General features: G+C 62.3%; 12 protein-coding genes and 1 tRNA gene. All 13 read right to left on the reverse strand.

Features of this window, described 5'->3' with window-relative positions; genetic code table 11:
- Nucleotides 1–72: 72 nt before the first annotated feature.
- Nucleotides 73–2169 carry an elongation factor G gene (gene fusA, locus ABGV18_RS10675; protein ID WP_396582770.1) on the reverse strand — a complete coding sequence of 699 codons (2097 nt, stop codon included), beginning with the start codon at nt 2167–2169 and terminating at the stop codon, nt 73–75.
- Nucleotides 2170–2198: 29 nt separating this feature from the next.
- Nucleotides 2199–2669, reverse strand: coding sequence for a 30S ribosomal protein S7 (gene rpsG / locus ABGV18_RS10680; protein ID WP_396582769.1), 471 nt, complete (start codon nt 2667–2669; stop codon nt 2199–2201).
- Nucleotides 2670–2687: 18 nt separating this feature from the next.
- Nucleotides 2688–3062 (reverse strand): 30S ribosomal protein S12, encoded by a 375-nt coding sequence (gene rpsL, locus ABGV18_RS10685; RefSeq protein ID WP_125199268.1) that lies wholly within the window; start codon nt 3060–3062, stop codon nt 2688–2690.
- A 100-nt stretch (nt 3063–3162) separates the two neighbouring features.
- Nucleotides 3163–7377, reverse strand: a complete 4215-nt coding sequence (gene rpoC / locus ABGV18_RS10690; protein WP_396582768.1) for a DNA-directed RNA polymerase subunit beta' — start codon at nt 7375–7377, stop codon at nt 3163–3165.
- A 77-nt stretch (nt 7378–7454) separates the two neighbouring features.
- Complete coding sequence (gene rpoB, locus ABGV18_RS10695; protein ID WP_396586014.1) at nt 7455–11621, reverse strand: DNA-directed RNA polymerase subunit beta; 4167 nt, start codon at nt 11619–11621, stop codon at nt 7455–7457.
- 237 nt (nt 11622–11858) lie between these two features.
- Nucleotides 11859–12239, reverse strand: coding sequence for a 50S ribosomal protein L7/L12 (gene rplL / locus ABGV18_RS10700; RefSeq protein WP_396582766.1), 381 nt, complete (start codon nt 12237–12239; stop codon nt 11859–11861).
- A gap of 30 nt (nt 12240–12269) precedes the next feature.
- Nucleotides 12270–12797: a 50S ribosomal protein L10 gene (gene rplJ / locus ABGV18_RS10705; protein WP_396582765.1), complete on the reverse strand. Its 528-nt coding sequence runs from the start codon at nt 12795–12797 to the stop codon at nt 12270–12272.
- 266 nt (nt 12798–13063) lie between these two features.
- Nucleotides 13064–13759, reverse strand: coding sequence for a 50S ribosomal protein L1 (gene rplA / locus ABGV18_RS10710; RefSeq protein WP_396582764.1), 696 nt, complete (start codon nt 13757–13759; stop codon nt 13064–13066).
- Between the two features lies 1 nt (nt 13760).
- Nucleotides 13761–14192: a 50S ribosomal protein L11 gene (rplK, locus tag ABGV18_RS10715; protein ID WP_396582762.1), complete on the reverse strand. Its 432-nt coding sequence runs from the start codon at nt 14190–14192 to the stop codon at nt 13761–13763.
- A 62-nt stretch (nt 14193–14254) separates the two neighbouring features.
- Nucleotides 14255–14788: a transcription termination/antitermination protein NusG gene (gene nusG / locus ABGV18_RS10720; RefSeq protein WP_396582760.1), complete on the reverse strand. Its 534-nt coding sequence runs from the start codon at nt 14786–14788 to the stop codon at nt 14255–14257.
- A gap of 10 nt (nt 14789–14798) precedes the next feature.
- The gene (secE, locus tag ABGV18_RS10725; protein WP_396582758.1) at nt 14799–15170 is read right to left on the reverse strand and encodes a preprotein translocase subunit SecE; all 372 of its coding nucleotides are present in this window, start codon (nt 15168–15170) and stop codon (nt 14799–14801) included.
- A gap of 75 nt (nt 15171–15245) precedes the next feature.
- Nucleotides 15246–15321: transfer RNA gene (locus tag ABGV18_RS10730), tRNA-Trp, on the reverse strand.
- A gap of 74 nt (nt 15322–15395) precedes the next feature.
- Nucleotides 15396–15513: EF-Tu C-terminal domain-related protein (locus tag ABGV18_RS10735; protein ID WP_449728615.1), on the reverse strand; the 118-nt coding region annotated here is incomplete at its 5' end.

The raw sequence follows: 15513 nt of genomic DNA on the forward strand, positions 1-15513 counted from the left end.
GAACGTTCAAATTTTTCTTTGGACATGTCTTACATCCTCAACTGGAAACAAATTCTGGAGATCGCGGCGTTATCAAGCATTACCCTTGATGACATCCTCGACCACGCTCTTCGGTGCCTCGGCGTAACGACCGAACTCCATCGAGTAGGTCGCACGCCCCTGGGTCGCGGAGCGCAGGTCGGTGGCATAACCGAACATCTCGGACAGCGGGACTTCGGCCTTGATCTGCTTGCCGCCCCCATGGATGTCCTCCATGCCCTGAACCATGCCGCGACGACGGTTGACGTCGCCAATGACGTCACCCATGTACTCTTCCGGCGTCTCGATCTCGACGCTCATCATCGGCTCGAGCAGCGCCGGGCTGGCCTTCGCCGCGCCTTCCTTGAAGGCCATCGAGCCGGCCACTTTGAACGCCATCTCGTTCGAGTCGACGTCGTGGTACGAGCCGTCGTACAACGTGACGCGCACGTCGACCATCGGGTAGCCCGCGATGACGCCGTTCTGCATCTGCTCGTAGGCACCCTTGTCGACCGCAGGGATGTATTCCTTCGGCACCACGCCGCCGACGATCTTGTTGACGAACTCGTAACCGCCACCTTCTTCCATCGGCTCGATCTTGAGCTTGACGTGACCGTACTGACCGCGACCACCGGACTGGCGCACGAACTTGCCTTCCTGCTCGACCGTGCTGCGGATGGTCTCACGGTAGGCAACCTGCGGCTTGCCGATGTTCGCGTCCACCTTGAACTCGCGACGCATACGGTCGACGAGGATTTCGAGGTGCAGCTCGCCCATCCCGGAGATGATGGTCTGGCCGGACTCTTCGTCGGAACGCACGCGGAACGACGGATCTTCCTGAGCCAGACGACCCAGTGCCTGGGACATCTTCTCCTGGTCACTCTTGGTCTTGGGCTCGACGGCGACCGAGATGACCGGATCCGGGAACTCCATGCGCTCCAGGATGATCGGGCTGCTCGGGTCGCAGAGCGTCTCGCCGGTGGTGACGTTCTTCAAACCAACCGCCGCGGCGATATCGCCCGCGTAGACCGTCTTGATCTCCTCGCGGGTGTTGGAGTGCATCTGGAGAATACGACCGATGCGCTCACGGTTGCCGCGGGTGGAGTTCATGACCGCGTCACCGGCGTTGACGGTGCCCGAGTAGACCCGGAAGAACGCCAGCGAGCCGACGAACGGGTCGGTCATGATCTTGAACGCCAGCGCGGAGAACGGCTGGTCGTCGCCGGTCTTACGAATGGCTTCGGTGCCGTCCGGCAGCTCACCCTTGATGTCGGGGACTTCGGTCGGCGCCGGCAGGAATTCGATGACCGCGTCGAGCAGACGCTGCACACCCTTGTTCTTGAACGCCGTGCCACAGAGCGCCGGGATGATCTCGTTGTCGAGCGTCCGCTTGCGAATGCCCTTCTTGATCTCGTCGTCGGTCAGCTCGCCGTTCTCGAGGTACTTCTCCATCAGCTCTTCCGAAGACTCGGCAGCCGCCTCGACCATCTCTTCGCGATACTTTTCGGCATCGGCAACCAGCTCTTCCGGAATCTCGCGCTCGTCATAGGTCATGCCCATGTCGTCGGGATTCCAGAAAATCGCCTTCATGCGCAGCAGGTCGATCACGCCCTCGAAGTTCTCTTCCGCACCGATCGGAATCACGACCGGCACCGGGTTCGCCCCAAGGCGCGCCTTCAACTGGTCCATGACGCGATAGAAGTCGGAGCCCTGGCGATCCATCTTGTTGACGAATGCCAACCGGGGGACGCGGTACTTGTTGGCCTGGCGCCACACGGTCTCCGATTGCGGCTGTACGCCACCAACGGCACAGAGCACGAACACCGCGCCGTCGAGCACCCGCAAGGAGCGCTCGACTTCGATGGTGAAGTCGACGTGCCCCGGGGTGTCGATGATGTTCAAGCGGTGCTTGTCGAACTGCTGGTCCATGCCCTGCCAGAAGGCAGTGGTCGCGGCCGACGTGATGGTGATGCCGCGCTCCTGCTCTTGCTCCATCCAGTCCATGGTGGCGGCGCCGTCGTGCACTTCGCCAATCTTGTGGGACACACCGGTGTAGAACAGAATGCGCTCGGTGGTCGTGGTCTTGCCGGCATCAATGTGCGCCATGATGCCGAAGTTGCGATAGCGCTCGAGCGGAGTCGTACGGGACACGAAAAGTACCTCTTAAATAAAGCGTCGGATTACCAGCGGAAGTGGGCGAAGGCCTTGTTGGCTTCGGCCATGCGGTGCGTGTCTTCACGCTTCTTCACAGCGGAACCACGACCTTCGGCGGCATCCATCAGCTCGCCGGCGAGCTTGGCGGCCATGGTCTTCTCGCCACGCTTGCGCGATGCCTCGATCAGCCAGCGCATGGCGAGCGACGAACGACGCACCGGCCGCACTTCGACCGGCACCTGGTAGGTGGCACCGCCCACACGGCGGGACTTGACCTCGACCGACGGAGCGACGTTTTCCAACGCCTTCTCGACGACCTCGACCGGATGACCCTTGCCCTTTTCCTCGACGGTATCCATCGCGGAGTAAAGGATCCGCTCGGCGACGGCCTTCTTGCCGCTGAGCATGATCATGTTGATAAATTTTGCGACGGTGACATTGCCGAATTTCGGATCCGGCAGAATCTCGCGCTTGGGGACTTCTCTTCTTCTGGGCATGTCAAATCCTACCGTTGATTAGCTCTTCGGACGCTTGGCGCCGTACTTCGAACGACCCTGACGGCGCTTCTCGACACCCTGGGTATCGAGGCTGCCGCGGACGACGTGATAGCGCACACCCGGGAGATCCTTCACACGACCGCCGCGAATTAGCACGACCGAGTGCTCCTGCAGGTTGTGACCTTCACCACCGATGTAACCGGTGACCTCGTAACCCGACGTCAGGCGCACACGAGCGACCTTACGCAGGGCCGAGTTCGGCTTCTTCGGGGTGGTGGTGTAAACGCGCGTGCAAACACCGCGACGCTGGGGGCAGCGCTCCAGCGCCGGCACGCTGGTCTTTTCGACCATGCGCTTGCGCGGCTTGCGCACTAGCTGATTGATAGTAGCCATGTATCCGTATTCTCCGACCAAAAACTAGCACGACGGGCACAGTTGCCCGCCGTAAAGGGCAGTGATTCTATGCAGTTGCCGCGTTGCTGTCAACGCGAGCTCACTCTTGGTTGCCATTCTCCTCGGCAGCAGCCTCCACCTCGGCGGCCTCAGCCGGCGCACCGAACAGGTCATTGGCCTGATCGAGCGCGGCGTGACGCCGACGGCGACGCTCCTCGTGGTGCGCCAGGCCGGTACCTGCCGGGATGAGGCGACCGACGATGACGTTCTCCTTGAGGCCACGCAGTTCGTCGCGACCGCCGCGGGTGGCGGCGTCCGTGAGCACTCGGGTGGTCTCCTGGAACGATGCTGCGGAGATGAACGACTCGGTCACCAGGGATGCCTTGGTGATACCGAGCAACATCGGCTCGGCCCTCGCCGGGAACTTGCCGTCCTTCTCCAGCGCCGCGCTCTCCTCGACCAGCCGCGCCTTGTCGACCTGATCACCACGCAGGTAACCGGAATCGCCCGTTTCGACGATCTCGACCTTGCGCAGCATCTGGCGAACGATCACCTCGATGTGCTTGTCATCGATGCCAACGCCCTGCAGGCGGTACACGTCCTGGATTTCCTTGACGATGTAGTTCGCCAGATCCGCGATGCCACGCAAACGCAGGATGTCGTGCGGAGCAAGTTCGCCATCGGCGATGATCTCGCCCCGGTCGACGTGCTCGCCCTCGAAGACGTTGATCACGCGGTATTTTGGAATCAACTCTTCGTGGTTCTCGCCGTTCTCGTCGGTGATCACCAGGCGCTGCTTGCCCTTGGTCTCCTTGCCGAAGCTGACCGTACCGGTGTGCTCGGCGAGGATGGCCGGCTCCTTGGGCTTGCGGGCCTCGAAAAGATCCGCCACCCGCGGCAGACCGCCGGTGATGTCGCGGGTCTTCTGCGACTCCTGCGGAATGCGGGCGACCACGTCACCCACCTGCACCTCGGCCCCATCGGTGATACCGATGATGGCGCCGGCCGGCAGCACGTAGATCGCCGGGATCTCGGTCCCCGGCAGATTGACGGGATCACCGGACTGGTCCAGCAGGGCGATCGCCGGGCGCAGATCCTTGGCGGTGCCCGAGCGCTGGGCCGGGTCGATGATGATCTGCGAGGACAGGCCGGTGATCTCGTCGGTCTCGGTCTTCACCGATTGACCGTCGACGAAGTCAGAGAACCGGGCGAAACCTTCCACCTCACTGACAACCGGGTGAGTGTGCGGATCCCAGTTGGCCAGCGTGGTACCGGCGTCGACCTTTTCGCTTTCCTTGACCCGGATGACCGAGCCGTAGGGCACCTTGTAGCGCTCACGCTCACGGCCCTGCTCGTCCAGCACGCCCAGCTCGCCGGAGCGCGTGACCGCGACCAAATCGGCGTCGCGGTTCTTGACCGTCCGCAGGTTGTGCAAGCGGACCGTACCGGTGGCCTTGTTCTCCACGGAACTGGCCGCGGCAGAACGTGAGGCCGCCCCGCCGATGTGGAAGGTACGCATGGTCAGCTGGGTACCCGGCTCACCGATCGACTGGGCAGCCATGACACCAACCGCCTCACCGAGGTTGACCGGCTCGCCGCGCGCCAAGTCACGCCCGTAGCACTTGGCACAGACGCCGTGACGCGCCTCACAGGTGATCGCTGAGCGGACCCAGACCTCGTCGATACCCGACTGCTCGATGCGGGCGACCATCGCCTCATCGATCAGCGTGCCGGCCGGCAGCAAGACTTCCTCGGTGCCCGGCACGACCAGGTCCTTGGCGATCACACGACCCAGGATCCGGTTGCCCAGCGCCTCGACTACGTCGCCACCCTCGATCACGGCGGTCATCTTCAACCCGTCAGTGGTGGTGCCACAATCGGTCGAGGTGACTACCAGATCCTGCGCCACGTCGACCAGGCGACGGGTGAGGTAACCGGAGTTCGCCGTCTTCAGTGCGGTATCCGCCAGGCCCTTCCGTGCGCCGTGGGTGGAGATGAAGTACTGCAGTACGTTCAGACCCTCGCGGAAGTTCGCGGTGATCGGCGTCTCGATGATCGAGCCGTCCGGCTTGGTCATCAGGCCACGCATGCCGGCCAACTGCCGGATCTGCGCCGCCGAACCCCGGGCGCCGGAGTCCGCCATCATGAAGATGGCGTTGAACGAGTTCTGCGTGACGTCGTTACCGTTCTTGTCTTTCACGGTGTGCGCGCCCAGCTGCTCCATCATCGAACGGGAGATGGAATCGTTGGCACGCGACCAGATGTCGACGACCTTGTTGTAACGCTCCTTCTCGGTCACGAGACCCTGACCGTACTGGTCCTGGATCTCCTTGACCTCGGCCTCCGCGGCCGCCAGTTCGGCGTCCTTGGATTCCGGAACAATCATATCGTCCGAACAGATGGAGATACCCGAGCGAGTCGCGTAGCGAAAGCCCGTGTACATCAGCTGATCGGCGAAGACGACCGTGTCCTTCAGACCCAGATGACGATAGATATAGTTGAGCAGCGCCGAGATGGGCTTCTTGCCCATGTCCTTGTTGATCTGCGCGAAGGGAATACCCTCCGGCACGATCCGGTACAGCAGGGCCCGGCCCACGGTCGTCTCGACGATCGCGGTCTTGGATTCGACCGTGCCGTCTTCCTCACGGGTCCAGTCGGTGATCCGCACGCGCACCAGCGCGCCCAGCTCGACCTGGCCGTTGTCGTAGGCGCGCTGCACCTCGTCGAGGTCCGCGAAGATCATGTCTTCGCCACGGGCATTCACCTTGGAACGCGTCATGTAGTAGATGCCGAGCACGATGTCCTGCGACGGCACGATGACCGGGTCACCGGAGGCCGGCGACAGGACGTTGTTGGTCGACATCATCAACGCGCGCGCTTCCGACTGCGCCTCGAGCGACAGCGGCACGTGCACGGCCATCTGGTCGCCGTCGAAGTCGGCGTTGTAGGCCGAGCAGACCAGCGGGTGCAGCTGGATCGCCTTGCCCTCGATCAGGGTCGGCTCGAACGCCTGGATGCCCAGACGGTGCAGGGTCGGCGCGCGGTTGAGCAGCACCGGGTGCTCGCGGATGACTTCCTCGAGCACGTCCCAGACCTCGGCACCTTCACGCTCGACCAGCTTCTTGGCCGCCTTGATGGTGGTGGCGAGACCACGACGATGCAGCTTGCCGAAGATGAACGGCTTGAACAGCTCGAGCGCCATCTTCTTGGGCAGACCACACTGGTGCAGGCGCAGGGTCGGGCCGACCACGATGACCGAGCGGCCCGAGTAGTCGACACGCTTGCCCAACAGGTTCTGGCGGAAACGGCCCTGCTTGCCCTTGATCATGTCGGCGAGCGACTTCAAGGGGCGCTTGTTGGTGCCGGTTACGGCGCGCCCACGGCGGCCGTTGTCCAGCAGGGAGTCGACCGACTCCTGCAGCATGCGCTTCTCGTTGCGCAGGATGATGTCCGGCGCGTTGATCTCGAGCAGGCGCTTGAGGCGGTTGTTGCGGTTGATGACCCGGCGATAGAGATCGTTGAGGTCACTGGTCGCAAACCGACCGCCATCCAGCGGCACCAGCGGACGCAGGTCCGGCGGCAGCACCGGCAGCTGGGTCAGGACCAGCCACTCCGGGCGGTTGCCGGAGGAGCGGAACGATTCCAGCAGCTTCAAGCGCTTGGTGATGCGCTTGATCTTGGTCTCGGAACCGGTCTCGACCAGCTCGTCGCGCAGCTTGAGGATCTCGTCGTCCAGCACGATCTCCTTGAGGAGCTTCTGGATCGACTCGGCGCCCATGCCGGCCTCGAATTCGTCGCCGAACTGCTCGAGTGCCTCGATGTACATCTCGTCGGTAAGCAGATCGCCCTTGTTCAGGGTGGTCATGCCCGGCTCGGTGACGATGAATGCCTCGAAATATAGCACCCGCTCGATGTCGCGCAAGGTCATGTCCAGCAGCAAGCCGATGCGCGAGGGCAGCGACTTGAGGAACCAGATGTGCGCCACCGGGCAGGCCAGCTCGATGTGGCCCATGCGCTCGCGGCGCACCTTGGACAGCGTCACCTCGACGCCGCACTTCTCGCACACCACACCGCGGTGCTTGAGGCGCTTGTACTTGCCACAGAGGCACTCGTAGTCCCGCACCGGACCGAAGATCTTGGCGCAGAAAAGGCCATCGCGCTCCGGCTTGAAGGTGCGGTAGTTGATGGTCTCCGGCTTTTTCACTTCACCGAACGACCAGGAACGGATCATCTCCGGGGAGGCCAGCGAGATACGGATGTGGTCGAAGTCCTCTTCGCCGACCTCGTGGTTCATCAGATTAAGCAATTCTTTCATTGACTACCTGCCTAACGTGTTCTGTCACACGGCACCATGGACCCGGGCACCTGCCCGGATGGCCCATGCCCCGGAAATCACTTGTCGTCTTGTTCCAGCTCGATGTTGATCCCGAGCGAACGAATCTCCTTCAACAGCACGTTGAAGGACTCCGGCATGCCCGCATCCATACGGTGATCGCCATCGACGATGTTCTTGTACATCTTGTTCCGGCCATCGACGTCGTCCGACTTGACCGTCAGCATCTCCTGCAGCGTGTACGCCGCACCGTATGCCTCCAGTGCCCAGACCTCCATCTCGCCGAAGCGCTGGCCGCCGAACTGCGCCTTGCCGCCCAGCGGCTGCTGGGTGACCAGGCTGTACGGCCCCGTCGAACGGGCGTGCATCTTGTCGTCGACCAGGTGGTTGAGCTTCAGGATGTACATGTAACCGACGGTGGTCTGGCGCTCGAACGGCTCGCCACTGCGACCGTCGTACAACTGCACCTGGCCGTTCTCGGGCATCTCGGCGAGCTTGAGCATGTGCTTGACCTCGTCCTCGACCGCACCGTCGAAGACCGGCGTCGCCATCGGCACGCCCTTCTTGAGGTTGCCGGCCATTTCGATCAGCTCGTCGTCGGTCAGGCTGTCGAGATCCACGGTCGGCTCTTCGCGGTGGTTGTAGACCTTGTCGAGGAACTCACGCACTTCCTTGATCGCCTTTGCGCGCTCGAGCTTGAGGCGTTTCTCGATCTGGTGACCCAGACCGCGAGCCGCCAGGCCCAAGTGCGTCTCGAGGATCTGACCGATGTTCATCCGCGACGGAACACCCAGCGGATTGAGGCAGATGTCTACCGGCGTGCCGTCTTCCATGTACGGCATGTCTTCCTCGGGCACGATCATCGAGATGACACCCTTGTTGCCGTGACGGCCGGCGAGCTTGTCGCCCGGCTGGATGCGACGCTTGACCGCCACATACACCTTGACCATCTTGAGCACGCCCGGCTGCAGGTCATCACCCTGCTGGATCTTGCGTTTCTTGTCTTCGAAACGTGCCTCGGCATCGGCCTTCTCACGCTCGAGCTGGGCCTTGTATTCCTCCAGCGCACTGGCGGCGGCCTCGTCTTCGACGCGGATCTCGAACCACTTGGTCGGATCGACCTTGCTCAACTGGGCCGCGGTGATCTTGCCGCCGGCCTTGACGCCAGTCGGACCACCGACGGCAACCTTGCCCACCAACAGTTCGCGGACACGGGCCTGGATATCGCCCTCGATGATGCGCATGCGATCCTTGAGATCCTTGCGCACCGCGTCGAGGTCGTCCTCTTCGATCGAACGGGCCCGGCTATCCTTCTCGATGCCGTCACGGGTGAAGACACGGACGTCGATGACGGTGCCTTCGATACCCTGCGGAACGCGAAGCGAAGTGTCCTTCACGTCCGAGGCCTTCTCACCGAAGATGGCTCGCAGGAGCTTTTCCTCCGGGGTGAGCTGGGTTTCGCCCTTCGGCGTCACCTTGCCCACCAGGATGTCGTTGGGACTGACCTCGGCCCCGATGTGCACCACACCGGCCTGGTCGAGCTTGTTCAACAGGTTCTCGGCGACGTTCGGAATGTCCGAGGTGATCTCTTCGGCGCCCAGCTTGGTGTCACGGGCAACGCAGTTGAGCTCCTCGATGTGGATGGTGGTGAAACGATCTTCACGCACCACTCGCTCGGACATGAGGATGGAATCCTCGAAGTTGTAACCGTTCCACGGCATGAAGGCACAGAACATGTTCTGCCCCAGTGCCAGCTCGCCCATGTCGACCGACGGACCGTCGGCGAGTACGTCGCCCTTCTCGATCTGATCACCCACCTTGACCAGCGGACGCTGGTTGATGCAGGTGTTCTGGTTCGAGCGGGTGTACTTGGTGAGGTTGTAGATATCCACACCAACCTCGCCCTGGGTGGCCTCCTCGGCCTTGACCCGGACCACGACGCGAGAGGCGTCGACGCGATCGACCAGACCGCCACGCTTGGCGACCACGCAGGCGCCGGAGTCGGTGGCGACCACGCGCTCCATGCCGGTACCCACCAGCGGCTTGTCCGCCTTGAGGGTCGGCACGGCCTGGCGCTGCATGTTCGAGCCCATCAGGGCGCGGTTGGCGTCATCGTGCTCCAGGAACGGGATGATTGAGGCGGCCACCGACACGATCTGCTTCGGCGAGACGTCCATGTACTGGATCTCGACCGGGTCGGAGAGCATGAACTCGCCCGACTTGCGCGCGGAGATCAGCTCACCGGTCAGCGTGCCATCCTCGGCCAGCGGCGCGTTCGCCTGGGCGATGGTGAACTTCTCTTCCTCGTAGGCCGACAGCCAGTCGACGTCGGCGGTTACCTTGCCACCGACCACCTTGCGATACGGCGTCTCGAGGAACCCGTAGGCATTGGTCTGCGCGAACACGGCCAGCGAGTTGATCAGGCCGATGTTCGGGCCTTCCGGCGTCTCGATCGGGCAGACCCGACCGTAGTGCGTGGTGTGTACGTCACGCACCTCGAAACCGGCGCGCTCACGGGTGAGACCACCCGGCCCCAGCGCCGAGATACGCCGCTTGTGCGTGACCTCGGAGAGCGGGTTGTTCTGGTCCATGAACTGCGACAGCTGCGAGGAACCGAAGAACTCCTTCACCGCGGCCGCGACCGGCTTGGCGTTGATCAGGTCTTGCGGGGTCAGGCCCTCGCTCTCGGCCTGGGTCAGGCGCTCCTTGACGGCGCGCTCGACCCGAACCAGGCCGATGCGGAACACGTTCTCCGCCATCTCGCCCACCGAGCGAATGCGACGATTGCCCAGGTGGTCGATGTCGTCGGTCTTGCCATTGCCGTTACGGATGGCGATCAGTTCCATCAGCACGTCGAGGATATCGGACAGATTGCCGCTTTCCTCGAGCCGCTTCTTGGCTTCGGCGTTGCCGCCCTTCGCCAGACGGCCGAAATATTTGGCGTCATAGAGGATGCCCGGACCGGAGTCACCCTCGCGCTCGAGGCGGCGGTTGAATTTCATCCGGCCGACCTCGGACAGGTCGTAACGCTCTTCAGAGAAGAACAGGCCGTGGAACAGGCCTTCGGCCGCATCCTTGGTCGGCGGCTCACCCGGGCGCATCATCTTGTAGATCTCGACCATCGCTTCGAGCGGGGTGGTCGACGGATCGTTGCGCAGGGTCAGCGACATGTACGGGCCGCGATCGACCTCGTTGTAGTACAGCGTCTGGAACGATTCGATACCGGCCTTCTGGAAGGTGGCCAGCATTTCTTCGGTGATCTCGTCGTTGGCGTTCGCGATCACTTCACCGCTGTCGGTGTCGACCACGTCCTTGGCCAGCGTGCGACCCACGACGAAGTCCGCCGGCACCGGCAAGCTGCCAATCTTGGCGTTGTTGAGATCACGCACGTGCTTGGCGGTGATGCGCTTGCCCGCCTTGATCACGGTCTCGCCCTCGACCTCGATGTCAAAGGCCGCATCCGTGCCCTTGAGGCGCTCGGGCACCAATGTGAGGGCGAGATCCTCGCCATCGACACGGAACTCGTCGTGCTCGAAGAAGATGTCGAGCATCTCTTCGTTGTTGTAGCCCAGCGCGCGCAACAGGATGGACGCCGGGATCTTGCGGCGACGGTCGATGCGCACGTAGACGAGGTCTTTCTGGTCGAACTCGAAATCGAGCCACGAGCCGCGGTACGGAATGACGCGGGCGGAGAACAGCATCCGCTTGGAGGTCGTGGTCTTGCCCTTGTCGTGGTCGAAGAACACGCCCGGCGAACGGTGCAGCTGGGAGACGATGACCCGCTCGGTACCGTTGACGACAAAGGTGCCGCTTTCGGTCTGCAGCGGGATCTCGCCCATGTAGACATCCTGCTCGCGGATATCCTTGACGACCTTGGAGCCTGCCGGGGCCTCCTTGTCGTAGATCACCAGCCGCAGCTTGACGCGCAGCGGTGCCGAGTAAGTCAGGCCGCGCACCTGGCATTCGCGCACGTCGAACGCCGGCTCACCGAAGTGATAGTCGACGTAGTCGATTTCAGCATTGCCCGAATGGCTTGCGATCGGAAACACCGAACCCAGCGCCGCGTGGAGCCCGATATTGCGGCGCTCCTTCTGTACCACACCCTGCTGCAGGAAACCTTCGTAGGATTTCACCTGCGTGGTCAACAGATAGGGGACCGGCAGGACCTCGGCTCGCTTGCCGAAATCCTTGCGGATTCGCTTCTTCTCAGTGAATGAATAGCTCATCTACTTTCCTCGTCGGGACAATCTGAGTGTGATCGCCAGCAAACTGGCGATGCACGCCGTGGCGCGCGGGGATCCGTTCCCCCTGAGTGGGGCGGCAACCGGCCGCCCCGGGCAACCTTTCGCGATCAGACCGATAATCCGATCGCGAAAGGACACCCAACAAGCGCGTAAAGGCCGGCGACCCGAAGGCCACCAGCCTGTACTTGGGTGCTGTGGTTAAGCGACCCTTGCACTCGTTTACTTGAGCTCGACGGAAGCGCCTGCCTCTTCGAGCTTGGCCTTCATGCTCTCGCCTTCTGCCTTCTCGACGGCTTCCTTGATGGTGCTCGGAGCACCTTCGACCAGCTCCTTGGCTTCCTTGAGGCCCAGACCGGTCAGCTCACGGGTTGCCTTGATCACGGAAACCTTGTTGGCGCCGAACGAGGTCATGACCACGTCGAATTCGGTCTGCTCTTCAGCAGCAGCGGCGCCTTCGCCACCACCAGCTGCCGGAGCGGCTGCAACGGCGGCTGCCGCGCTTACGCCGAACTTCTCTTCCATGTCGGAGATCAGTTCAACGACCTCCATGACGGACATGTTGGAGATCGCTTCGAGGATATCGTCTTTTGAAACTGCCATGATTGAGTACCTGAAAAGTGATGAAAAAGGTTAAGCCGCTTCTTTCTGGTCGCGAATCGCTGCCACGGTGCGCACCAGCTTGCCCGGTACCTCGTTGAAGGTACGGGCCAGCTTGGTGACCGGCGCCTGCATGGTCGCCATGAGGAGCGCAAGCGCTTCATCACGGGTCGGCAGGCTGGCAACGCGTTCAAGAGCGGAAGCCGGGAGGAGTTCGCCACCCAAGGACACGAACTGGACTTCAAGCTGCGACATATCCTTGGTCGCGTCCTTCATCAGACGCGCCGCGGAGCCCAGGTCGTCCATCGAGAACGCGAGGATGAGCGGACCACGCAGGGCCTCGCTCATGCATTCGTACTCGGTGCCTTCCAGGGCGCGCTTGGCCAGTGTGTTCTTGACGACCCGCAGGTAAACACCCTGCTCACGCGCCTTGACGCGAAGCTCGGTGACCTGCGAGACCGTCAAGCCTCGATACTCGACGCCAACCGCCGAGTAAGCCTTGGATGCAACCTCGGCGACTTCTGCGACAACCAACTTCTTACGATCGAAGGTTAATGCCACGTCTCTTACCTACGGTTGCAAAGGGACAAGCCCTTTTCGTTTGAAACCGATTCGCGCGGTGCACGAATCGCCCTTCTCAACGGCCACCCAGACATGAAATCATCGGGACTCTGACCGTCTGCGCAGGCTTTCTCGATTAAGCGGAAGAGCGAGCTCGTCCGCGCCTGCGGTCTTTGACGCCACCGGAATCAATACCGGCAGTCCAAAGAACGTCGCCGGCCTCGACACGACGGTCGAGGCCGGTTATTCGTGGTTTGCGTCGCGTATTACTCCGCGAGCGAACCTTGGTCTACCACCAGGCCCGGGCCCATCGTGGTGGAAACCGATACGCGCTTCATGAACACGCCCTTGGCCGCGGACGGCTTGGCCTTGTTCAGGTCACCGACCAGGGCATTGAGGTTTTCGATCAGCGCTGCCGGCTCGAAATCCACCTTGCCGATGGTGCAGTGAATAATGCCGTTCTTATCAGTGCGGTAACGCACCTGACCCGCCTTGGCGTTCTTGACCGCGGTAGCGACATCGGTGGACACCGTACCCACCTTCGGGTTCGGCATCAGGCCACGCGGGCCCAGGATCTGACCCAGCTGACCGACGACACGCATCGCGTCCGGCGAGGCAATCACGACGTCGAAGTCCATGCGGCCTTGCTTAATCTCGCCGGCCAGGTCATCCATGCCGACGATGTCCGCACCGGCTTCCGTGGCCGCCTCGGCGTTCGCGCCCTGGGCAAAGACGGCAACGCGCACGTCCTGGCCGGTGCCACGCGGCAATACGGTGGAACCACGAACCATCTGGTCCGAGCGACGCGGGTCGACGCCCAAGTTAACGGCCACATCGACCGACTCGTTGAACTTAACCGTGGACACTTCCTTCAGCAGGGCGAAGGCTTCTTCGGCACCGTACTGGCGGTTGCGATCGATCTTGTCGGCGATTTGCTTCTGACGCTTGCTCAACTTGGCCATCTCACACACCCTCCACATTCAGGCCCATGCTGCGGGCGCTACCGGCAATGGTGCGCACACGGGCGTCGAGATCCTTGGCCGTCAGGTCCGGCTCCTTGGTCTTGGCAATTTCTTCGAGCTGATCACGGGTGACGGTGCCGACCTTGGTCGTGTTCGGCTCGGCAGACCCGCTCTTGATGCCAACGGCCTTCTTCAGAAGGATCGCGGCCGGCGGGGTCTTCATGATGAAGGTGAACGACTTGTCCTGATAGACAGTGATCACCACCGGGACCGGAAGGCCCGGCTCCACGTTGCCCGACGCGGCGTTGAACTCCTTGCAGAAGCCCATGATGTTGACGCCGTGCTGACCCAGGGCGGGACCGATCGGGGGCGACGGGTTGGCCTGACCGGCAGGCACCTGAAGCTTGATGTAAGCGGAGACTTTCTTAGCCATGATGACCTCTCAAGTGGGTAGTAGCGCCCGACGCCGAGCCGGGCTCCCCGTGTGTCGACAATTCAGGTCTTTTCGACCTGGTCGAAATTCAGCTCCACCGGGGTGGAACGTCCGAAAATGCTGACCGCGACGCGCAGGCGACTCTTCTCGTAGTTGACTTCCTCGACCGTGCCGGTGAAATCGTTGAACGGGCCGTCGCAGACACGCACCATTTCGCCGACATCGAACAATGTCTTCGGCTTGGGCTTCTCGGTCGAATCCTTCATCCGGTTGAGGATCTGATCCGCTTCGCGCTCGCTGATCGGCGACGGTCTGCCGCCCGAGTTGCCGATAAAGCCCAGCACGCGCGGCACCGACTTGATCAGATGCCACGCCTCGTCGGTCATGTCGACCTGAACCAGCACGTAACCCGGGAAGAATTTGCGCTCGGAACGACGCTTCACGCCGTCGCGCATCTCGACCACTTCCTCGGAGGGAACCAGGATCTCACCGAACAGGTCCTGCAGGCCGGCGCGCTCGATGCGCTCGGCCAGCGCCTTCTTGACGCTGTTTTCATACTGTGAGAACGCCTGGACGACGTACCAGCGCATCGCCATGTAAAGTCTCCTAACCGGTAATGCTGCGAACGATCCAACCCAACAACGAGTCGACGCCCCAGAGGAACAGGCCGATCAGGATGACGAGCAGGATGACCACCAGGGTCGTCTGCGTCGCTTCCTGACGCGTCGGCCAGACCATCTTCTTGACCTCGAGACGCGAGTCGAAGGTGAACTGCCAGATCGACCGTCCGACAGCCGTGGTATACGCCACGGCAATCGCGAGCCCCGCGCCTGCCACTACCGCCAGGATGCGTAGGAACAACGGCTGGCCATCTAGCAGGTAATAACCCACGATGCCGGCGATGATCAGCAGGATCGCAAACGCGATCTTGGCTGAATCGAGGCCAGACGACGTGGGCTGCACGGACTTTTCCGACATGTTAGGAACTCACGCTTCAAAGACAGCACCCGCCGGCCGGCGAACCGGACCCGGCGGGCACCCCCTGCACGGAAGTGGCAGGGCAGGAGGGACTCGAACCCACAACCTACGGTTTTGGAGACCGTTGCTCTGCCAGTTGAGCTACTGCCCTAGATTTTTTCGCCTACCGCGAAAAAAGAGCGCGAAGTCTATCCGACCCCGCGCCGCATTGCAACCCGTTGCGGGTTACTCGATGATCTTGGAAACGACGCCGGCGCCGACGGTACGACCGCCTTCGCGGACAGCAAAACGCAGACCTTCTTCCATCGCGATCGGCGCGATCAGCGTGACGGTCATCGCCACG

It is taken from the genome of Guyparkeria halopsychrophila, assembly GCF_044582135.1.
Taxonomy (GTDB): Bacteria; Pseudomonadota; Gammaproteobacteria; order Halothiobacillales; family Halothiobacillaceae; genus Guyparkeria.